This is a genomic window from Geodermatophilus sp. SYSU D00663, assembly GCF_054050655.1.
On sequence record NZ_JBJGZT010000001.1, the window covers coordinates 129,493 to 147,718 of the forward strand.

The window sequence follows — 18,226 nt, forward strand, 5'->3', positions numbered from 1 at the left end:
GCCGGCAGCACCGCCCCGGCCACCGCGGCGCCCAGCCGCCGTCCCCGTGTCCCCGTCACGGGCGGGAGCCGAGGGCGGCGTCTGCGCAGGTCGCACACCCGGGGACGCAGGCGCCCGCCCGGTCGGGGGTCAGCCGACCCGGCGCAGCAGCCCGGTCTCGACGTCGTAGACGGTGCCGCAGATCTCCTTGGACAGCAGGAACGGGCTCTCCCGCAGCAGCCGGATCGACTCGCGGACGTCCTCGTCGACGTCGGTGAACGCGCGCGCGGGCCACGGCGGCCGGACGCCGGTGGCCTGCTCGACCAGGTCGGCGAACGAGGCGTCGTCGGTCTTCTGCAGGCCGCAGTCGGTGTGGTGCACCAGCACGATCTCGCGCGTGCCGAGCACGTGCTGGGAGATGGTCAGCGAGCGGATGGTGTCCTCGGTGACCACGCCGCCGGCGTTGCGGATGACGTGCGCGTCGCCCACGGCCAGGCCGAGCAGCGGGAACAGCGGCATGCGCGAGTCCATGCAGGCGACGACGGCGACCCTGCGCGCCGGGGCCACCGGCAGCCCGCCCCGGAAGTCGCGGGCCCACTCCTCGTTGGCGGCCAGCATCCGCTCGTACTCGGCCACGTGGGCGCTCCTCTCGTGTGGTCAGGCAGTGAAAGCTCTCCGCACGCCTCGGGCGCGCGGACGTGGGGACAGCTTCCTATGCCTCCACCACCCGCTCGCGGGCGACCTGGCCGGCGAGCGCCGCCGGGGAGAGGTCCGGGCGGCCGCCGAGCCGTCGGACGGTGAGCGTGGCCGCCGCCGAGGCGGTCCGCGCGGCCTCGGCCGGGCCGGCACCGCCCAGCAGCGCGGCGACCAGCCCGGCGACGTGGGCGTCCCCGCCGCCGGTCGGGTCGACGGGGTCGCTGTCCGACAGCGGCACGCGGACCACCCCGTCGGCCGGCCGGTCCGCGCCGCCCGTGGCCCGCGACCCACCGGCGCGCCAGGCGACCACCTCGCCGTCGGCGCCCGCGGACAGGACCACCAGCCGCGGTCCGGCCGCCCGGAGCTCGAGCGCGGCCTCCCGGACGTCGTCGACGCCGTCGAGGTCCCGGCCGACCAGCAGCGCGGCCTCCGCGGCGTCGGCGCGCAGCACGGCGGCGCGGGCCAGCAGCGCGTCGCGGGTGGCGTCGTCGGCGGGGGCGCCGTCGGCGACGACGAGCGCGTCCGGGCGGACCAGGTCCAGCGCCGCGCGCACCGCCTCCCCCGGCTGCTGCATCTGCAGGGACAGCGCCTGGCACCCGGCCACGAGGTCGGCGGCCGCGGCGACGTCGCCGGCGGTGAGCAGCACGCCGTCCGGGACGTCCTCGAGCAGCCGGCGCGCGCCGCCGCGCCCCACCACGTCGACCAGCAGCGCAGAGGGGACGCCCGGCCGCCGGCGCACGCCGGACACGTCCACGCCGTCGGCGCGGGCCTGGGCGAGCAGCGGGTCGCCGTCGTCCCCCACCACGCCGACCAGCGCCACCGGGACGCCCATCTGGGCCAGTGCCACCGCCTGGTTGGCGCCCTTGCCGCCGAGCACCTCGATCCGGCGGAGCACCTCCGCCGAGCCGCCCGCGGACGGCAGCCGCCCGACCTGCAGCACCAGGTCCCGCCCGGCCTGCCCGAGCACGACGACGTCGGTCATGCCGCCCACGCTGCCCGCGGCCCCGGGCACCCGCCAGCCGGGCCGGGGCCCATCCGCCAGGATGACCGCGTGCGCACGGTCGAGGAACACCAGGCGGCGGTCGCCGCCCTGCTCGCCCCGCTCGGGGAGGAGGAGGTGCCGCTGGCCGCGGCGCACGGCCGGGTCCTCGCCCGCGACGTCGTCGCGGAGGTGCCGCTGCCCGGCTTCGACAACTCGGCGATGGACGGCTACGCCGCCCGCTCCGCCGAGCTCGGCGCGCTCCCCGCCCGGCTGCCGGTGGCCGACGACGTCCCGGCCGGCCGCACCGACGTCGTCCCCCTGGCGCCGGGCACCGTGCAGCGGATCATGACCGGCGCGCTGCTGCCCCCGGGCGCCGACGTCGTCGTCCCCGTGGAGCTCACCGACGCGGCCACCGACGTCGTCGAGATCCGCGACGCCCCCGCCGCCGGGACCCACCTGCGCCGCGCCGGGGAGGACATCACCGCCGGCACCGTCGCGCTGGAGGCCGGCGGCCCGCTCGGCGCCGCGCAGCTCGGCCTGGCCGCCGCGGTCGGCGCCCGGACGCTGTGGGTGCGCCGCCGCCCGCGGGTGCTGGTGCTGTCCACCGGCAGCGAGCTCGTCGAGCCGGGCGAGCCGCTGCTGCCCGGTCAGGTCTACGAGTCCAACTCGCTGCTGCTGTGCGCGGCCGCCGAGGACGCCGGGGGCACCGCGCGGCGGCTGCACTTCGTGCCCGACGACGTCGGCCAGTTCCTCGCCACCGTCCGCGCCGAGCTGGCCGAGGCCGACCTGCTGGTCACCAGCGGCGGGGTCAGCGCGGGCGCCTACGAGGTGGTCAAGGACGCGTTCCGCACCCTCGGCACGGTCGAGTTCGTCAAGGTCGCGATGCAGCCGGGCGGCCCGCAGGGCTGCGGCACGGTCGACGGCGTCCCCGTGGTCACGCTGCCCGGCAACCCGGTGAGCTCGTTCGTGTCCTTCGAGGTGTTCGTCCGCCCGGCGCTGCGCCGGGCGCTCGGGCACTCCGCGCCCGGCCGGCTGCGCGCGCCCGCGGTGCTCACCGCGCCGCTGCGCTCCCCCGCCGGGCGGCGGCAGTTCCTCCGCGGCCGCTACGACGCCGGCCGCGTCTCCCAGGTCGGCGGACCCGGCTCGCACCTGGTCGCCCACCTGGCCCGGGCCAACTGCCTGGTCGTCGTGCCCGAGGACGTCACCGAGCTGCCCGCGGGCGCCGAGGTCGACGTCGTCCTGATCGAGGGAGCCCTGCAGTGAGCGAGCTGACGCACGTCGACGAGAAGGGCGCCGCCCGGATGGTCGACGTCTCCGCCAAGCCGGTGACCGCCCGCGAGGCCACCGCCGCCGGCCGGGTGCTGGTCAGCCCCGAGGTGGTGGCGCTGCTGCGCGGGGAGGGCGTGCCCAAGGGCGACGCCGTCGCCGTCGCGCGGATCGCCGGCATCGCCGGGGCCAAGCGGACGCCGGACCTCGTGCCGCTGTGCCACCCGATCGCGCTGCACGGCGTGACGGTCGACGTCGAGGTCACTGACGACGCCGTGGAGATCACCGCCACCGCCCGCACCGCCGACCGCACCGGCGTGGAGATGGAGGCGCTGACCTCGGTCGCCGTGGCGGGGCTGACGGTGATCGACATGGTCAAGGCCGTGGACCCGCGGGCCTCGATCACCGACGTGCGGCTGCTCGCGAAGTCCGGCGGCAAGAGCGGGGAGTGGCGGCGGTGAGCGAGCTCCCCGCGGACGCGCGGGCCGTCGTCGTCACCGCGTCCAACCGCGCCTCGGCCGGGGTCTACGAGGACCGCAGCGGGCAGGCGCTGGCCGAGGGGCTGCGGGCGCTCGGGTTCGTCGTCGAGGGGCCGCACGTGCGCCCCGACGACGTCGGCGCGCTGGCCGCCGTCCTCCGCGAGGCGGTGGCCTCCGGTGCCGACGTCGTCCTCACCACCGGTGGCACCGGGCTCTCCCCCACCGACGTCACGCCCGAGGCCACCCGCGCGGTGGTCGAGCGGGAGGCGCCCGGGCTGGCCGAGGCGGTGCGCCGCCACGGGGAGGGGAAGGTGCCGACCTCGGTGCTGTCCCGGGGCATCGCCGGCACCGCGGGGCGGACGCTGGTCGTGAACCTGCCCGGCTCCCCCGGCGGCGTGCGCGACGGGCTCGCCGTCCTCGGCCCGCTGCTCCCCCACGTGGTCAGCCAGCTCCGCGGCGGCGACCACCCCCGGGGTGGCTGATCGGCCTCGACGTCGTCCCCTGACCGGCCGCGTCGACGAGCGTGTGCGTACGCGCGGTGTTCCTCGGCCCGAGAACCGGCGTGGGCGCACACGCTCGCCGTCAGTCGGGCAGGACGATGCGCTCCTGGCGGGTGTAGACGTTGCAGCCGTCGCCGCGGAGGAAGCCGACCAGCGTGATGCCGACGTCGGCGGCCAGCTCCACCGCCAGCGACGACGGCGCCGACACCGCGGCGAGCACCGGGATGCCGGCCATCGCCGCCTTCTGCGTCAGCTCGAAGCTGGCCCGGCCGCTGACCATGAGCACGTGCCCGGCCAGCGGCATCCGGCCGGCGCGCAGCGCGTCGCCCACCACCTTGTCCACCGCGTTGTGCCGGCCGACGTCCTCGCGCAGCGCCACCAGGTCGCCGTCGGCGGTGAACAGCCCCGCCGCGTGCAGGCCACCGGTCTTGGTGAACACCTCCTGCGCAGCGCGCAGCCGGTCGGGCAGCGCCAGCAGCGTGGCCAGCTCCAGCCGGGTGCCGTCACCGGCGACGTCGTACCGCGTGCGGGTGCGGATCGCGTCGATGCTCGCCTTGCCGCAGACGCCGCACGAGCTCGAGGTGAGGAAGTTGCGGTCCAGCGCGGTGTCCGGCGGCTCCACACCCGGCGCCAGGTCGACGTCGACGACGTTGTAGGTGTTGCGGCCCTCGGCGTCCACCGAGTCGCAGTAGCGCAGCCCGGCGACGTCCTCGACGCCGCCGATGACGCCCTCGGTGGCCAGGAAGCCGTGCACCAGGTCGAAGTCCGCGCCGGGCGTGCGCATGGTGACCGCCAGGGGCGACCCGGCCAGCCGGATCTCCAGGGGCTCCTCGGCGGCCACCGTGTCGGGCCGGGTGGTGCGCACGGGGCCCCGGATGCGCAGCACGGGGGTGCGGCTGGTGACTCGTCCCACGAACGGCGACGGTACCCATGCGCGGCCCCTACGGTCGGACCGTGACCGCGCCGGACCCGCTCCAGCCCTACGCGGCGGTGGTCCTGGCCGGCGGCCGCGCGGCCCGGCTGGGCGGGCAGGCCAAGCCGCAGCTGGAGGTGGGCGGCCGCACGATGCTCGCCGCCGTCCTCGCCGCGGTCCCCGACGCCGCGTCGCGGGTCGTCGTCGGGCCGCCGCAGCCGGTCCCCGACGGCGTCCGCGTCGTCCGCGAGCGGCCGCCCGGCGGCGGGCCGGTGGCCGCGATGCGCGCGGGGCTCGCCGTCGTCGACACCGCGGTGGTCGCCGTCCTCGCCGGCGACCTGCCGTTCGTGACCCCCGGGCTGCTCCGCGACCTGCGGGCGCGGCTGACCGCCGACGGCGTCCTGGTCGTCGACGACGCCGGCCGCGACCAGTACCTGCTCGGCGTCTGGCGGACCGCGGCCCTCCGGGCGGCCGTGGCCGGCGCGGACGGCCCGGTGCCGGTCCGCCGGGTGGTCGGCCGGCTGACGGTCACCCGCTGGTCCCCCGCCCGGGAGCCGGGCACCCCGCCGCCGTGGACCGACTGCGACACCCCCGCCGACCTCGCCCGGGCCCGCAGGGACGCCGGCGGGTGACCGCCCCGGCCGCCGGGTACGGCCTGCGCATGCGCGTCGTCATCGCCGGTGCCCACGGTCAGGTCGCCCGTCGCCTCGGCCGGCTGCTCACCGGGCGCGGGGACACCGTCGTCGGCATCGTCCGCAACCCCGACCACACCGCCGACCTCGAGGCCGACGGCGTCACGCCCGCGGTGCTGGACCTCGAGTCCGCCTCGGTCGACGACGTCGCGGAGGTCGTCCGCGGCGCCGACGCCGTCGTGTTCGCCGCGGGCGCCGGCCCGGGCAGCGGCGCGGAGCGCAAGCACACCGTCGACCACGGCGCCGCGGTCCTGCTGGCCGACGCCGCCGAGCGCGCCGGCGTCCGCCCCTACCTGCTGGTGTCCTCGATGGGCGTCGAGCAGGCCCGGCAGGGGACGCCGAAGGGCATGGACCCGGTGTTCGCCGTCTACCTGCAGGCGAAGCTGCGCGCCGAGGACGTCATCCTGCCGCGCCCCGCGCTGGACACCGTGATCGTGCGGCCCGGGCGGCTGACCGACGAGCCCGGCACCGGCCGGGTCACCCTCGCCCACGGCGTCGAGTACGGCGAGGTCCCCCGCGATGACGTCGCCGCGGTCCTGCTGGCCTTCCTCGACTCCGGCAAGACGAACGAGGTGGTGGAGCTGGTGTCCGGCGACACCCCCGTCGCCGACGCCGTGGCCGCCCTCCCCTAGTCGCGCCGGGCGCGGGTGACCAGCGCGCGGGCGGCGAGGTCGGCGTCGGCCGGGTAGTCGACCCGTACCAGCGTGAGCCCCCCGGGCGGGGCGACGACGACCTCGCCCGCCCGCTCCCGGCGGTCGAGCAGGCCGGCCGGCCACTCCGGCGCCCGGCGCCCCTCCCCGACGGCGACCAGCGCGCCGACGAGGCTGCGCACCATCGAGTGGCAGAAGGCGTCCGCGGAGGCCCTGACGGTCACCAGGTCGCCGTCGCGGGCCGCGGCCAGCTCCAGCAGCGTGCGGACGGTCGTGGCGCCCTCGCGGCGGCGGCAGAAGGCGGCGAAGTCGTGCTCGCCGGTCACGAGGCGGGCGGCGGCGTCCATGGCGGCGGCGTCGAGCCGGCGGGGCCAGCCGACGGTGTCCGCCCGGCGCAGCGGCGGGGGCCCGGCGTCGCTGTCGGTGAGCCGGTAGACGTAGTGCCGCGCCAGGGCGCCGAAGCGGGCGTCGAACCCGGGCGGCGCCTCCGTCACGGCGGGCACCGCGACGTCCGGCGGCAGCAGGCCGCGCAGCCGGCGGACCAGGCGCTCGCGCTGCTCCTCCCAGGCGGCGCGCGGGACGTCGGCGTGCGCGACCTGGCCGGTGGCGTGCACGCCGGCGTCGGTGCGGCCGGCGACGGTCAGCTCGACCGGCGCGCGCAGCACGGTGGCCAGCGCGATCTCCAGCTCGCCCTGCACGGTGCGCCGGCCGGGCTGGCGCGCCCAGCCGGAGAAGTCCGTCCCGTCGTAGGCGACGGACAGCCGGAGACGGACGAGCCCGCCCCCGGGATCGGGAGCGGGCTCGTCGCGGTGGTGCTCGGTGTTCAGCAGCGGGTCACTTCGGGTCGGGCGCGGACTCGCCGCCGGGGGCGTGGGTGCCCGCGGTCGCGGCGTCCCCGATCTCCGCTGCCTCGATCTCCGCGGCCGCCGCGGCGGCCACGTCCGGGGACAGCACCGGGTCCTCGACCACGGCCAGGTTCTCGGCCCTGGGCTCGGGGGTGACGTCGCCGTCGTCCTGGCGCTCGCCGTCCGGGTTGTAGAGGTCGGTCACGACCTCCTGCGCCTCGGCGTCGACCTCACCGGAGGTCACGGCCGGCGAGGTGTCGCCACCGGGACCGGTGGTCTCGCCCTCGAACGTCGCGCCCTGGTCGCCGCCGCCGGCGGAGACCCCGGCCGCGCCGGCGTCGCCGCCCTGGCCCGGCTGCTCGCTCACTTGGCGCCGTCCGCGTCCCCGGCCGGGGCCTCGGCGTCCGCGGCGACGGCGGTGTCGTCGGCGTCGCTCGCCTCGGCGTCGGTGGGCTCGGCCTCGGTCGCGTCGGCGTCCGCGGCCTCGGTGGTGTCCTCGTCGGCCCCCGTGGTGTCCTCGTCGGCCGCGGCGGTCTCGACGGCGTCCGCGGTGACCTCACCGGAGGCGGCGGCCGCGCCGGCGCCAGCGGCGAAGCGAGTGCCGCGGGCGCGCTCGGCCTCACCGACGGCCTGCTGGGCCACGGTCAGCGCCTCGACGAGTTCGATGACGGCCATGGGGGCGTTGTCGCCCTTGCGCGGGCCGACCTTGGTGATGCGGGTGTAGCCGCCGGGCCGGTTCTCGAAGCGCGGGCCGATCTCGGCGAACAGGTGGTGGACGACGTCCTTGTCCCGGATGACCGTCATCACCTGGCGGCGCGCGTGCAGGTCACCGCGCTTGGCGAAGGTGACCAGCTTCTCGGCGAACGGGCGCAGCCGCTTCGCCTTCGCCTCGGTGGTGGTGATCCGCCCGTGCTCGAACAGCGACGTGGCCAGGTTGGCCAGCATCAGCCGCTCGTGCGAGGGGGACCCGCCGAGACGGGGGCCCTTGGTGGGGGTGGGCATGTCGGTCCTTCCTCACGCGGCCGGGCGGGCGTCTGCCGGCTGCATCCGGGTGGTGCTGTCGCTTTCGTCAGTGTGGCGGGCCTGCGCACGGCGGGCCCACGCGGTCCGGCCGGGCGGCGGTCGTCCCGCCGCCCGGCCGGTGCAGCGTCAGAGCTGCTCGGTCTCCTGGTAGGAGCCGTCGTCGTACTGGACCTGCCCGTACTCGGTGCCGTACTCGCCGTGGCCCTGGTAGGCGTCGGTCTCGTAGCCCTCGTCGTAGCTCTCGACCGAGGTCGGGATGAACCCGGGCGGGCTGTCCTTGAGCGCCAGGCCCATGGCCGCCAGCTTCATCTTGACCTCGTCGATCGACTTGGCCCCGAAGTTGCGGATGTCGAGCAGGTCGGCCTCCGAGCGGGTGACCAGCTCACCGACGGTGTGCACGCCCTCGCGCTTGAGGCAGTTGTAGGACCGGACGGTGAGGTCCATGTCCTCGATCGGCATCGAGAAGTTCGCGATGTCGGCGGCCTCGGCCGGGCTGGGGCCGACCTCGATGCCCTCGGCGTCGACGTTCAGCTCGCGCAGCAGGCCGAACAGCTCGACCAGCGTGGAGCCGGCGGAGGCGATGGCGTCGCGCGGCGCGATCGAGGGCTTGGTCTCGACGTCGACCACGAGGCGGTCGAAGTCGGTGCGCTGCTCGACGCGGGTGGCCTCGACGGCGTAGGTGACCTTGAGGACCGGCGAGTAGATCGAGTCGACCGGGATGCGGCCGATCTCCTGGCCGGGCTGCTTGTTCTGCGGCGCCGGGACGTACCCGCGGCCCCGCTCGACGACCAGCTCGATCTCGAGGCGGCCCTTGCCGTTGAGGGTGGCGATGTGCAGGTCGGGGTTGTGCACCTCGACACCGGCCGGGGGCGCGATGTCGGCGGCGGTGACCTCACCGGGGCCCTGCTTGCGCAGGTACATGGTCACCGGCTCGTCGGAGTCGGAGCTGACGACCAGGCCCTTGAGGTTGAGGATGATCTCGGTGACGTCCTCCTTGACCCCGGGCACGGTCGTGAACTCGTGCAGGGTGCCCTCGATCCGGATGCTGGTGACGGCAGCGCCGGGGATCGAGGACAGGAGGGTGCGGCGCAGCGAGTTGCCGAGGGTGTAGCCGAAGCCGGGCTCCAGCGGCTCGATGACGAACCGCGAGCGCTGCTCGGTGAGGGTCTCCTCGGTCAGCGTCGGACGCTGTGCGATGAGCATCGTGTGTTCTCCCTTGGGTCCTCCGGCGCCCGCCATATGACGCCGTGAGGGGGTGGTGCGGGCCCCGGCGGACATCGGTCCGCCCGCCGGGGCCGTCGGCCCCTCTGCAGGGTCCCGCCGCGAGCGTGCGAGCGGTGGGACCCTGCAGCGGGGTCCTTCTGCTTACTTGGAGTAGAGCTCGACGATCAGCTGCTCCTGCACCGGGGTGTCGATCACCTGGCGGGCCGGGACGCTGTGCACGACGGCGCGCAGCTGGCCGCTGATGACCTCCAGCCACGGCGGCACGGGGCGCTCGCCGGCGCGGGCCTGGGCGATCTCGAAGGGCACCATCCGCCGCGACTTCTCGGCGACCTCGATGATGTCGTTCGCGCTGACCCGGTAGGACGGGATGTCGACCTTGCGGCCGTTGACCCGGATGTGGCCGTGCTTGACCAGCTGGCGGGCCATGTCGCGGCTCTCGCCCCAGCCGGCCCGGTACACGACGTTGTCCAGGCGGGACTCGAGGATCTGCAGCAGGACCTCACCGGTCTTGCCGGTCTTGCGGTTGGCCTCCTCGTAGTAGCCGCGGAACTGCTTCTCGAGGACGCCGTAGATGCGGCGGGCCTTCTGCTTCTCGCGCAGCTGCAGGAGGTACTCGCTGTCCTTGCTGCGGCCCCGGCCGTGCTCGCCCGGCGGGTAGGGCCGGATCTCGATCGGGCACTTCGGGGACTCGCACTTGCTGCCCTTGAGGAACAGCTTCATCTTCTCGCGCCGGCACATGCGGCAGTCGGCTCCGGCGTAACGGGCCACGTCAGGTACTCCTCGTTCTTCTCGTCAGTGGCCGGTCAGACCCGGCGGCGCTTCTTGGGGCGGCAGCCGTTGTGCGGCTGCGGCGTCACGTCCTGGATCTGCCCCACCTCGAGGCCGGTGGCCTGCAGCGAGCGGATCGCGGTCTCGCGGCCCGAGCCCGGGCCCTTCACGAAGACGTCGACCTTGCGCATGCCGTGCTCCTGGGCCTTGCGCGCGGCGTTCTCGGCGGCCATCTGGGCGGCGAACGGCGTCGACTTGCGCGAGCCCTTGAAGCCGACGTGGCCGGCCGAGGCCCAGCTGATCACGTTGCCGGTCGGGTCGGTGATCGACACGATCGTGTTGTTGAACGTGCTCTTGATGTGAGCGGCGCCGTGGGCGACGTTCTTCTTCTCCTTGCGGCGGACCTTCTTGGCACCGGCCGCGGCGCGAGCCCTGGGAGGCATGTCTCTCCGGATTCCTTCTGACGTATGGCCTGGAAACACGCGCGCAGCCCGCCGCTCCCGCCCTCCCGGGTCGCCGCGACGGGCCGCTGCGCGGCTTACTTCTTGCCGGCCTTCTTCTTGCCGGCGATGGTCTTGCGCGGGCCCTTGCTCGAGCGCGCGTTGGTGCGGGTGCGCTGACCGTGCACCGGGAGGCCACGGCGGTGCCGCAGGCCCTGGTAGGCGCCGATCTCGATCTTGCGGCGGATGTCCGCGGCCACCTCGCGGCGGAGGTCACCCTCGACGCGGAAGTGCTCGTCGATGTAGTCGCGCAGCTTCAGCAGGTCCTCGTCGCCGAGGTCCTTGACGCGCAGGTCCGGGCTGACGCCGGTCGCCGCCAGGGTCTCCTTGGCGTGCGCCTTGCCGATCCCGTAGATGTAGGTGAGCGCGATCTCCATCCGCTTCTCGCGGGGCAGGTCGACGCCGGCCAGTCGTGCCATGTCTCAGGTACTCCCTCAGCCCTGCCGCTGCTTGTGGCGGGCGTTGTCGCAGATGACCATGACCCGGCCGTGCCGGCGGATCACCTTGCACTTGTCGCAGATCTTCTTCACCGACGGCTGGACCTTCACCGGTGCCGCCCCTCATTCCTGTCGATCGATGGCCGCCCACGCGGCACCCGGAGGTGCCCCGCGCCGGCGGCGGTCACTTGTAGCGGTAGACGATGCGACCGCGGGTCAGGTCGTAGGGCGAGAGCTCCACGACGACGCGGTCCTCGGGCAGGATGCGGATGTAGTGCTGGCGCATCTTGCCGCTGATGTGGGCGAGCACCCGGTGCCCGTTCTGCAGCTCGACCCGGAACATCGCGTTGGGCAGCGGCTCGACGACGCGACCCTCGACCTCGATGGCCCCGTCCTTCTTCGCCATGCCCGACACGGCCTCCCTGACTCGGTGGTGCTGGTTGGTGTGGTGCTGGAGTCGCATGCGACCGCGCCGGATGCCGGTCGGGTCGAACGCGGTGGTTGCAGATCAGGTGGTGCAGGCGCTCCCGCGAGGGCGTCCCGGGTCGTGCGGCCACAGCACGACGACAGGACGGCGCGAACGCCGTCGTTCACTGTACCCCGCTGCAGCGGGGCGCTCCAACCCGGCCTCTGTCACAACGGAACACCCCGGGTGGGCCGCCGGCCCCCCTCGGGGGAGTCCCGTCACGAGCCCGCGAGTGGTGGGGCGAGGAGGCCGGCTCAGGTGCGCGGGGTGATCCCGAAGGGGGCCAGTCCCGCGACGCCGCCGTCCTCCGCCGTCAGGACCCAGGGCCCCTCGGGGGTGATGGCGACGGTGTGCTCGAAGTGGGCGGCCCGGGAGCCGTCCTTGGTGACCACGGTCCAGCCGTCCTCGAGCTCGGCGGTGGCCGGGTCGCCCACGGTCACCATGGGCTCGATCGCCAGCGCCAGGCCGGGGACCAGCCGCAGGCCGCGACCGGGCCGGCCGTAGTTGAGGACGTGCGGGTCCTGATGCATCTCGGTGCCGATGCCGTGCCCGCCGTAGTGGTCGACGATCCCGTACGGGTGCGCCTCGGCGGTGACGACCTGCTCGACCGCGGAGCTGATGTCGGTCAGCCGGCCGCCGGCCACGGCCCTCGCCAGCCCGGCCCACATCGACCGCTCGGTGACGTCGATGAGCGCGGCGTCCTCGGCCGACGGCGGACCGACGGTCACCGTGACCGCCGAGTCGCCGTGCCAACCGTCGAGGATGGCGCCGCAGTCGATGGAGATGTTGTCGCCCTGGGCGAGGGTGCGCTCCGGGTCCGGGATGCCGTGCACGACCTCGTCGTTGATCGACGCGCAGATGCTGCCGGTGAAGCCGTGGTAGCCGAGGAACGACGGGATCGCCCCGGACGACCGGATGACGTCCTCGGCGATCGCGTCGAGCTCCCCGGTGGTCACGCCGGGGCGGACCGAGGCGCGGACGGCGGCGATCGCCTTGGCGACGACGAGGCCGGCGCCGCGCATGAGCTCGATCTCGTGCGGTGTCTTGATCTGGATCATGCGTCCACTCCACTTCGCCAGCAGCGGGAGGCGGGTCAGGATCCCGGCCGACATGGGCGGCGCCGTCCCCTCAGCCGTCGCTCGGCTGCCCGGGCTGGACGGGCCGGCCCAGGGCGGTCATCACCCGGGCGGTGACCTCCTCGATGGTGCCGATCGCGTCGATGCGCGACAGCAACCCCTCGCCGTCGTAGAACCCGGACAGCGGGGCGGTCTGTTCCCGGTAGACCTGGAGGCGGTGCCGCACGGTCTCGGGCCTGTCGTCGTCGCGCTGCACCCACTCGCCGTCGACGAGCATCCGGCGGCCGGAGAGCCGGCGCACCAGCTCCTCCTCCTCGACGACCAGCTCGACGACGCGGTCGAGCCCGTGCCCGAGCTCCTCGAGCGAGCCGCGCAGCTGCTCGGCCTGGGCGATCGTGCGGGGGAAGCCGTCGAGCAGGAACCCGGCCTTGGCGTCGGGCTCGGCGAGCCGGTCCTTGACCATCGCGACGGTGATCTCGTCCGGGACGAGGTCGCCGGCGTCCATGTAGACCTTGGCCTTGCGGCCGAGCTCGGTCTGCCCGCTGACGTTGGCGCGGAAGATGTCGCCCGTCGAGATGGCGGGCACCCCGAGCTGGCCGGCGATGATCTGGGCCTGGGTCCCCTTGCCGGCTCCCGGCGGGCCCAGCAGCACGATGCGCACTACTTCAGGAACCCTTCGTAGTTGCGCTGGTTGAGCTGCGTCTCGATCTGCTTCACGGTCTCCAAGCCCACTCCCACCATGATCAGCACTGCGGTCCCGCCGAACGGGAAGTTCTGGTTCGCCCCCTGCTGCGTGATCGACAGGAAGAAGTTCGGCAGCACCGCGACGATCCCCAGGTAGATCGACCCGGGCAGGGTGATCCGGGACAGCACGTACTGCAGGTACTCCGCCGTCGGCCGGCCCGGGCGGATGCCGGGGATGAAGCCGCCGTAGCGCTTCATGTCGTCGGCCCGCTCCTCCGGGTTGAACGTGATCGACACGTAGAAGTACGTGAAGAACACGATCAGGCCGAAGTACAGCGCGACGTGCACCGGGCTGCTCTGGTCGATGACGTAGTTCTCGAAGAACTGCCGGACCGGGCCGGTCTCGTCACCCTGGAGCTGGGTGATCAGCTGCGGGAGGTACAGCAGCGACGAGGCGAAGATGACCGGGATGACGCCGGCCTGGTTCACCTTGAGCGGGAGGTAGGTCGAGGTGCCGCCGTACATGCGGCGGCCGACCATGCGCTTGGCGTACTGGACCGGGATGCGCCGTTGCGCCTGTTCGACGTAGACGACGGCCCCGATGATCAGCAGGGCGAAGGCGCAGACGACGGCGAAGACGACGCCGCCGCGGGTCTGCAGGATCGAGCCGCCCTCGGCGGGGATGCGGGCCGCGATCGAGGTGAAGATCAGCACGGACATGCCGTTGCCGATCCCCTTCTCGGTGAGCAGCTCGCCGAGCCACATGATCACCGCGGTGCCGGCGGTCAGGGCGACCACGAGGACGACCGTCGTCCAGATGCTGTCCGACGGGATGATGTCCTGCTGGCAGCCGGGGAACAGCTGGCCGCTGCGGGCCAGGGCGATGATCCCGGTGCTCTGCAGGATCGCCAGGGCGATCGTCAGGTAGCGGGTGTACTGGGTCAGCTTCTGCTGGCCCGACTGCCCTTCCTTCTTCAGCTGCTCGAACCGCGGGATCACCACGACCAGCAGCTGCACGATGATGCTGGCGGTGATGTACGGCATGATCCCCAGCGCGAAGATCGACAGCCGGAGCAGCGCCCCGCCGGAGAACAGGTTCACCAGCGAGTAGACGTCGCGCTGGCTGCCCGCCTGCGCCTGCTCGAGACAGCTGTTGATGGCCTCGACGGAGACCCCCGGGCCGGGCACCGAGGCGCCCAGCCGGTACACGGCGATGATCGCCAGGGAGAACAGCAACTTGCGCCGGAGGTCTGGCGTCCGGAACGCCGCGGCGAACGCCTGCAGCACGTGCCCTCCCCTGCTCGGTCGGATGAGGTTAGCAACGACGGGGGTCGCGCCGGTCACACCCTCCCTCACCGGTGGCACACCGGCGGGCGGGGCGGGCGACTCCCCGGGGCCCGGACGCGGGGGCGCGCGGGCCGGACAGCAGACGACCCCCGGGGCGATGGGGCACCCGGGGGTCGTCGGCGGTCAGATGCGGGTGGTGCTGCCCCCGGCCGCGGCGATCTTCTCGGCGGCGGAGGCCGAGAAGGCGTGCGCGTGCACGGTGACCTGGACGCCGCCCAGCTCACCGGTGCCGAGGACCTTCACCGGCTGGCCGCGGCGGACCGCGCCGGCGTCGGCGAGCGTGTCGGGGTCGACGTGCCCGCCCTGCGGGAACAGGGACGCGATCCGGTCGAGGTTGACGACCTGGAAGACGACCTTGTTCGGGTTCTTGAAGCCGGACATCTTGGGCAGCCGCATGTGCAGCGGCGTCTGGCCGCCCTCGAAGCGCGCGGAGGTGTTGCCGCGCGCCCCGGTGCCCTTGGTGCCGCGACCGGCGGTCTTGCCCTTGGAGCCCTCACCCCGGCCGACGCGCGTCTTGGGGGTGTGGGCGCCCGGGGCCGGACGCAGGTGGTGGACCTTGAGAGTCATGACGAGTCCCTGCTCAGATCTCTTCGACGGCGACGAGGTGCGTCACCGTGGCGACCATCCCGCGGATCTCGGGACGGTCCTCCTGCACGACCGTGTCGTTGATCCGCTTGAGGCCCAGGGACCGCAGCGTCTGCCGCTGGTTGGGCTTCGTGCCGATCGCCGACCGGACCTGGGTCACCTTCAGCTGCGCCATGTCAGACCCCCTGGCCCGCACGCGCCCGCAGCATGGCGGCCGGGGCGACGTCCTCGAGGGGCAGCCCGCGGCGGGCGGCGATCTCCTCGGGCCGGACGAGCTCCTTCAGCGCCTGCATGGTGGCGTGCACGATGTTGATCGGGTTCGACGAGCCGAGGCTCTTCGAGAGCACGTCGTGGATGCCGGCGCACTCGAGGACGGCGCGCACCGGGCCACCGGCGATGACACCGGTACCGGGGCTGGCCGGCTTGAGCAGCACGACACCGGCAGCGGCCTCACCCTGCACCGGGTGCGGGATGGTGCTGGCGATGCGCGGCACCTTGTAGAAGTGCTTCTTGGCCTCCTCGACGCCCTTGGCGATCGCCGCGGGCACCTCCTTGGCCTTCCCGTAGCCGACGCCCACGGTGCCGTCACCGTCGCCGACGATCACCAGGGCGGTGAAGCTGAAGCGCCGACCACCCTTGACGACCTTCGACACGCGGTTGATGGCGACCACGCGCTCGATGTAGTTGCTCTTCTCGGCAGGCGCGCCGCCGGGCCCCCGCCCGCCGTCACGACGGTCGCGGCGGTCGTTGCCGCCGCCGGCGCCGCCGCCGCGTCGCTGTGGTCCTGGCATCAGACGTCCCTCTCGATCTGCTGGTTGGCGGTGCTGCTCATCAGAAGTCCAGCCCGCCCTCACGCGCGCCGTCGGCCAGCGCGGCGATGCGGCCCTGGTAGCGGTTGCCCCCGCGGTCGAAGACGACCTTGGTGATGCCGGCGGCCTGGGCGCGCTCGGCGACCAGGGCGCCCACCCGGCGGGCCAGGGCGGACTTGTCGCCCTCGGCGCCGCGCAGGCTGGCGTCGAGCGTCGAGGCGCTCACCAGCGTACGGCCGGCGGTGTCGTCCACCACCTGCACGTGGATGTGCCGCGTGCTGCGGTTGACCACCATGCGCGGGCGGTCCGGCGTGCCGGAGACCCGCTTGCGGAGCCGGTTGTGGCGGCGCAGCCGCGAGACGCGGCGCGCGGTGCTGATGTCGGTGCCGACGGGCGTGTGCACCCGAGCGGCCTTCTCGGTCTGTGCCATCACTTACCCGTCTTCCCGACCTTGCGCTTGACGACCTCGCCCTGGTAGCGGACGCCCTTGCCCTTGTACGGGTCGGGCTTGCGGAGGCCGCGGATGTTGGCGGCCACCTGGCCGACCTGCTGCTTGTCGATGCCGGTCACCCGCAGGCGGGTGGGCGACTCGACGGTGAAGGTGATGCCCTCCGGGGCACGCACCGGCACCGGGTGGCTGTAGCCGAGCGCGAACTCCAGGTCCGAGCCGCGGGCCTGGACGCGGTAGCCGACGCCGACGATCTCGAGGGTCTTGGTGTAGCCCTCGGTGACGCCGGTGATCATGTTGGCGATCAGGGTGCGGGACAGGCCGTGCAGCGCCCGGCTCTCGCGCTCGTCGTCGGGCCGCTGGACGCTCAGCGTGCCGTCCTCGCCCCGGGCGACCGTGATGGGCGCCGCGACGGTGTGGGAGAGGGTGCCCTTGGGGCCCTTCACGCTGACCGTCTGGCCGTCGATGGTGACGTCCACGCCACCGGGCACGGGAACCGGCAGTCGTCCGATCCGTGACATCTCGCTCGCTCCTCTTACCAGACGTAGGCGAGGACTTCCCCGCCCACGCCCTTCTTGGTCGCCTGCCGGTCGGTCAGCAGCCCGGTCGAGGTGGAGATGATGGCCACCCCCAGGCCGCCCAGGACCTTCGGCAGGGCGTTCGACTTCGCGTAGACCCGCAGGCCCGGCTTGGACACCCGGCGCACCCCGGCGATGCTGCGCTCGCGGTTGGGGCCGAACTTGAGGTCGATCACCAGCTCCTTGCGGGTGGCGCCGTCCTTCTCGACGTCCTCGACGCGCCAGCCGGCGATGTAGCCCTCCTGCTGGAGGATCTCGGCGATGTGCGTCTTGAGCTTCGACGACGGCATGCGCGTCGAGTCGTGGTAGGCCGTGTTCGCGTTGCGCAGCCGCGTGAGCATGTCCGCGATCGGGTCGGTCATCGTCATGGGTGTCGTGCCTCTCTCGCCGCGGTTCCTCACGCGTCCCTCGCGTGGGCCTCTCGGCGAACGGTGGAGCTGGGGGCCCGCCCCGCGCGGTCAGCGCGCGGGGCGGGTGGTGCGGACTACCAGCTGGACTTGCTCACGCCCGGCAGCTCGCCGGCGTGCGCCATCTCCCGCAGGCAGATCCGGCACAGGCCGAACTTGCGGAAGACCGAGTGCGGACGACCGCACCGCTGGCAGCGGGTGTAGCCGCGGACCGCGAACTTGGGCTTGCGGGCCGCCTTGTTGATCAGCGCCTTCTTGGCCATCTGTCTGTCTCCTCGGCCCGGCTCAGCGGATGGTGGTGACGACGGGCTGGCCGGCGAACGGGAAGCCCAGGAGGCGGAGCAGCTCGCGACCCTCCTCGTCGTTCGTGGCGGTGGTGACCAGCGTGATGTCCATGCCGCGCGGACGGTCGATCTTGTCGACGTCGATCTCGCGGAACATCGACTGCTCGGTCAGCCCGAACGTGTAGTTGCCGTGCCCGTCGAACTGCTTGGCGTTCAGGCCGCGGAAGTCTCGGATGCGGGGCAGGGCCAGCGCCAGGAGCCGGTCGAGGAACTCCCACATGCGGTCGCCGCGGAGGGTGACCTTGGCGCCGATGGGCATGCCCTCGCGCAGCTTGAACTGGGCGATGGACTTGCGGGCCCGGACGACGGCCGGGCGCTGGCCGGTGATGGCGGTGAGGTCGCGGACCGCGCCGTCCATCAGCTTCGCGTCGCGGGTCGCCTCGCCGACGCCCATGTTGACGACGATCTTCGTCAGCCGCGGGATCTGCATGACGTTCTCGAAGCCGAACTCCTCCTGGAGGGCCGGCACGATCGACTCGCGGTAGTGCGCCAGCAGGCGCGGGAGCTCACGGGTGGGTGCAGTCATCG

At 73.9% G+C, this 18,226-nt stretch carries 28 protein-coding genes; 5 read left to right on the plus strand and 23 right to left on the minus strand.

Annotated features, from left to right (window positions below):
• Positions 1-129: 129 nt before the first annotated feature.
• Positions 130-615 (minus strand): beta-class carbonic anhydrase, encoded by a 486-nt coding sequence (locus tag ACI79Z_RS00610; protein ID WP_387987695.1) that lies wholly within the window; start codon positions 613-615, stop codon positions 130-132.
• Between the two features lie 76 nt (positions 616-691).
• Positions 692-1,657, minus strand: a complete 966-nt coding sequence (locus ACI79Z_RS00615; RefSeq protein WP_387987696.1) for a PfkB family carbohydrate kinase — start codon at positions 1,655-1,657, stop codon at positions 692-694.
• A gap of 69 nt (positions 1,658-1,726) precedes the next feature.
• Between ACI79Z_RS00615 and moeA the strand changes: the two genes are divergently transcribed.
• The 3 genes from moeA to ACI79Z_RS00630 are packed head-to-tail and all read left to right on the plus strand — an operon-like array spanning position 1,727 to position 3,884.
• Positions 1,727-2,920: a molybdopterin molybdotransferase MoeA gene (gene moeA / locus ACI79Z_RS00620; RefSeq protein ID WP_387987699.1), complete on the plus strand. Its 1,194-nt coding sequence runs from the start codon at positions 1,727-1,729 to the stop codon at positions 2,918-2,920.
• Positions 2,917-3,384 carry a cyclic pyranopterin monophosphate synthase MoaC gene (moaC, locus tag ACI79Z_RS00625; protein ID WP_387987701.1) on the plus strand — a complete coding sequence of 156 codons (468 nt, stop codon included), beginning with the start codon at positions 2,917-2,919 and terminating at the stop codon, positions 3,382-3,384. Before moeA ends, moaC begins: the two co-directional genes overlap by 4 nt.
• Complete coding sequence (locus ACI79Z_RS00630) at positions 3,381-3,884, plus strand: MogA/MoaB family molybdenum cofactor biosynthesis protein (RefSeq protein WP_387987703.1); 504 nt, start codon at positions 3,381-3,383, stop codon at positions 3,882-3,884. Before moaC ends, ACI79Z_RS00630 begins: the two co-directional genes overlap by 4 nt.
• A 100-nt stretch (positions 3,885-3,984) precedes the next feature.
• Here the strand turns inward: ACI79Z_RS00630 and fdhD are convergent, their stop codons facing one another.
• Positions 3,985-4,815 carry a formate dehydrogenase accessory sulfurtransferase FdhD gene (fdhD, locus tag ACI79Z_RS00635; protein WP_387987705.1) on the minus strand — a complete coding sequence of 277 codons (831 nt, stop codon included), beginning with the start codon at positions 4,813-4,815 and terminating at the stop codon, positions 3,985-3,987.
• A 41-nt stretch (positions 4,816-4,856) separates the two neighbouring features.
• Here fdhD and mobA point away from each other — a divergent pair, with 41 nt between their 5' ends.
• Positions 4,857-5,447 carry a molybdenum cofactor guanylyltransferase gene (gene mobA / locus ACI79Z_RS00640; protein WP_387987707.1) on the plus strand — a complete coding sequence of 197 codons (591 nt, stop codon included), beginning with the start codon at positions 4,857-4,859 and terminating at the stop codon, positions 5,445-5,447.
• Positions 5,444-6,139, plus strand: a complete 696-nt coding sequence (locus ACI79Z_RS00645) for an NAD(P)H-binding protein (RefSeq protein WP_387987709.1) — start codon at positions 5,444-5,446, stop codon at positions 6,137-6,139. The genes mobA and ACI79Z_RS00645 overlap by 4 nt, the downstream gene beginning before the upstream one ends.
• On the opposite strand, the gene truA is transcribed toward ACI79Z_RS00645, so the two are convergent.
• From truA to rplE, 20 genes are all read right to left on the minus strand, one after another.
• Complete coding sequence (gene truA / locus ACI79Z_RS00650; RefSeq protein WP_456901460.1) at positions 6,136-6,987, minus strand: tRNA pseudouridine(38-40) synthase TruA; 852 nt, start codon at positions 6,985-6,987, stop codon at positions 6,136-6,138. The two genes, ACI79Z_RS00645 and truA, sit on opposite strands and share 4 nt — an antisense overlap.
• A gap of 4 nt (positions 6,988-6,991) precedes the next feature.
• Positions 6,992-7,369 carry a hypothetical protein gene (locus ACI79Z_RS00655; RefSeq protein WP_387987711.1) on the minus strand — a complete coding sequence of 126 codons (378 nt, stop codon included), beginning with the start codon at positions 7,367-7,369 and terminating at the stop codon, positions 6,992-6,994.
• Positions 7,366-8,004, minus strand: coding sequence for a 50S ribosomal protein L17 (gene rplQ / locus ACI79Z_RS00660; protein WP_456901388.1), 639 nt, complete (start codon positions 8,002-8,004; stop codon positions 7,366-7,368). Before rplQ ends, ACI79Z_RS00655 begins: the two co-directional genes overlap by 4 nt.
• A gap of 147 nt (positions 8,005-8,151) precedes the next feature.
• A complete protein-coding gene (locus ACI79Z_RS00665; protein ID WP_387987713.1) occupies positions 8,152-9,228 on the minus strand; it encodes a DNA-directed RNA polymerase subunit alpha in 1,077 nt (358 codons plus the stop codon).
• A 162-nt stretch (positions 9,229-9,390) separates the two neighbouring features.
• Positions 9,391-10,017 (minus strand): 30S ribosomal protein S4, encoded by a 627-nt coding sequence (gene rpsD / locus ACI79Z_RS00670; RefSeq protein WP_089402122.1) that lies wholly within the window; start codon positions 10,015-10,017, stop codon positions 9,391-9,393.
• Between the two features lie 35 nt (positions 10,018-10,052).
• Positions 10,053-10,460: a 30S ribosomal protein S11 gene (rpsK, locus tag ACI79Z_RS00675; protein WP_012950456.1), complete on the minus strand. Its 408-nt coding sequence runs from the start codon at positions 10,458-10,460 to the stop codon at positions 10,053-10,055.
• Between the two features lie 95 nt (positions 10,461-10,555).
• Positions 10,556-10,936 carry a 30S ribosomal protein S13 gene (gene rpsM / locus ACI79Z_RS00680; RefSeq protein ID WP_089402121.1) on the minus strand — a complete coding sequence of 127 codons (381 nt, stop codon included), beginning with the start codon at positions 10,934-10,936 and terminating at the stop codon, positions 10,556-10,558.
• Positions 10,937-10,951: 15 nt separating this feature from the next.
• The gene (gene rpmJ, locus ACI79Z_RS00685) at positions 10,952-11,065 is read right to left on the minus strand and encodes a 50S ribosomal protein L36 (RefSeq protein WP_012950458.1); all 114 of its coding nucleotides are present in this window, start codon (positions 11,063-11,065) and stop codon (positions 10,952-10,954) included.
• Positions 11,066-11,138: 73 nt separating this feature from the next.
• Positions 11,139-11,360 carry a translation initiation factor IF-1 gene (gene infA / locus ACI79Z_RS00690; protein WP_012950459.1) on the minus strand — a complete coding sequence of 74 codons (222 nt, stop codon included), beginning with the start codon at positions 11,358-11,360 and terminating at the stop codon, positions 11,139-11,141.
• A gap of 314 nt (positions 11,361-11,674) precedes the next feature.
• Positions 11,675-12,478, minus strand: a complete 804-nt coding sequence (map, locus tag ACI79Z_RS00695) for a type I methionyl aminopeptidase (protein WP_456901389.1) — start codon at positions 12,476-12,478, stop codon at positions 11,675-11,677.
• A gap of 70 nt (positions 12,479-12,548) precedes the next feature.
• A complete protein-coding gene (locus tag ACI79Z_RS00700; protein ID WP_387987719.1) occupies positions 12,549-13,157 on the minus strand; it encodes an adenylate kinase in 609 nt (202 codons plus the stop codon).
• Positions 13,157-14,467, minus strand: a complete 1,311-nt coding sequence (gene secY, locus ACI79Z_RS00705) for a preprotein translocase subunit SecY (RefSeq protein ID WP_387987721.1) — start codon at positions 14,465-14,467, stop codon at positions 13,157-13,159. Before secY ends, ACI79Z_RS00700 begins: the two co-directional genes overlap by 1 nt.
• A gap of 183 nt (positions 14,468-14,650) precedes the next feature.
• On the minus strand, positions 14,651-15,094 hold the full coding sequence (rplO, locus tag ACI79Z_RS00710; RefSeq protein WP_387987723.1) for a 50S ribosomal protein L15: 444 nt from the start codon (positions 15,092-15,094) through the stop codon (positions 14,651-14,653).
• 13 nt (positions 15,095-15,107) lie between these two features.
• Positions 15,108-15,287: a 50S ribosomal protein L30 gene (gene rpmD, locus ACI79Z_RS00715; protein ID WP_387987725.1), complete on the minus strand. Its 180-nt coding sequence runs from the start codon at positions 15,285-15,287 to the stop codon at positions 15,108-15,110.
• A gap of 1 nt (position 15,288) precedes the next feature.
• Positions 15,289-15,903 carry a 30S ribosomal protein S5 gene (gene rpsE, locus ACI79Z_RS00720; protein ID WP_387987727.1) on the minus strand — a complete coding sequence of 205 codons (615 nt, stop codon included), beginning with the start codon at positions 15,901-15,903 and terminating at the stop codon, positions 15,289-15,291.
• A gap of 40 nt (positions 15,904-15,943) precedes the next feature.
• A complete protein-coding gene (gene rplR, locus ACI79Z_RS00725; protein ID WP_387987729.1) occupies positions 15,944-16,351 on the minus strand; it encodes a 50S ribosomal protein L18 in 408 nt (135 codons plus the stop codon).
• The gene (gene rplF, locus ACI79Z_RS00730) at positions 16,351-16,890 is read right to left on the minus strand and encodes a 50S ribosomal protein L6 (protein ID WP_387987731.1); all 540 of its coding nucleotides are present in this window, start codon (positions 16,888-16,890) and stop codon (positions 16,351-16,353) included. The genes rplR and rplF overlap by 1 nt, the downstream gene beginning before the upstream one ends.
• Before the next feature lie 14 nt (positions 16,891-16,904).
• The gene (gene rpsH, locus ACI79Z_RS00735) at positions 16,905-17,309 is read right to left on the minus strand and encodes a 30S ribosomal protein S8 (protein ID WP_456901390.1); all 405 of its coding nucleotides are present in this window, start codon (positions 17,307-17,309) and stop codon (positions 16,905-16,907) included.
• Positions 17,310-17,431: 122 nt separating this feature from the next.
• Entirely contained in the window at positions 17,432-17,617 is a 186-nt protein-coding gene (locus ACI79Z_RS00740; RefSeq protein WP_012950469.1) for a type Z 30S ribosomal protein S14, read from the minus strand.
• A gap of 22 nt (positions 17,618-17,639) precedes the next feature.
• Positions 17,640-18,224 (minus strand): 50S ribosomal protein L5, encoded by a 585-nt coding sequence (gene rplE, locus ACI79Z_RS00745; RefSeq protein ID WP_387987736.1) that lies wholly within the window; start codon positions 18,222-18,224, stop codon positions 17,640-17,642.
• Positions 18,225-18,226: the final 2 nt, after the last annotated feature.

What these genes read in the sequence shown, in the direction of transcription:
- ACI79Z_RS00615 (WP_387987696.1), bottom strand. Translation starts at nt 1,657, where the DNA reads ATGACCGACGTCGTCGTGCTCGGGCAGGCCGGGCGGGACCTGGTGCTG.
- rplQ (WP_456901388.1), bottom strand. Translation starts at nt 8,004, where the DNA reads ATGCCCACCCCCACCAAGGGCCCCCGTCTCGGCGGGTCCCCCTCGCAC.
- ACI79Z_RS00665 (WP_387987713.1), bottom strand. Translation starts at nt 9,228, where the DNA reads ATGCTCATCGCACAGCGTCCGACGCTGACCGAGGAGACCCTCACCGAG.
- rpsK (WP_012950456.1), bottom strand. Translation starts at nt 10,460, where the DNA reads ATGCCTCCCAGGGCTCGCGCCGCGGCCGGTGCCAAGAAGGTCCGCCGC.
- rpsM (WP_089402121.1), bottom strand. Translation starts at nt 10,936, where the DNA reads ATGGCACGACTGGCCGGCGTCGACCTGCCCCGCGAGAAGCGGATGGAG.
- infA (WP_012950459.1), bottom strand. Translation starts at nt 11,360, where the DNA reads ATGGCGAAGAAGGACGGGGCCATCGAGGTCGAGGGTCGCGTCGTCGAG.
- map (WP_456901389.1), bottom strand. Translation starts at nt 12,478, where the DNA reads ATGATCCAGATCAAGACACCGCACGAGATCGAGCTCATGCGCGGCGCC.
- rplO (WP_387987723.1), bottom strand. Translation starts at nt 15,094, where the DNA reads ATGACTCTCAAGGTCCACCACCTGCGTCCGGCCCCGGGCGCCCACACC.
- rpmD (WP_387987725.1), bottom strand. Translation starts at nt 15,287, where the DNA reads ATGGCGCAGCTGAAGGTGACCCAGGTCCGGTCGGCGATCGGCACGAAG.
- rpsE (WP_387987727.1), bottom strand. Translation starts at nt 15,903, where the DNA reads ATGCCAGGACCACAGCGACGCGGCGGCGGCGCCGGCGGCGGCAACGAC.
- rplR (WP_387987729.1), bottom strand. Translation starts at nt 16,351, where the DNA reads ATGGCACAGACCGAGAAGGCCGCTCGGGTGCACACGCCCGTCGGCACC.
- rplF (WP_387987731.1), bottom strand. Translation starts at nt 16,890, where the DNA reads ATGTCACGGATCGGACGACTGCCGGTTCCCGTGCCCGGTGGCGTGGAC.
- rpsH (WP_456901390.1), bottom strand. Translation starts at nt 17,309, where the DNA reads ATGACCGACCCGATCGCGGACATGCTCACGCGGCTGCGCAACGCGAAC.
- ACI79Z_RS00740 (WP_012950469.1), bottom strand. Translation starts at nt 17,617, where the DNA reads ATGGCCAAGAAGGCGCTGATCAACAAGGCGGCCCGCAAGCCCAAGTTC.
- rplE (WP_387987736.1), bottom strand. Translation starts at nt 18,224, where the DNA reads ATGACTGCACCCACCCGTGAGCTCCCGCGCCTGCTGGCGCACTACCGC.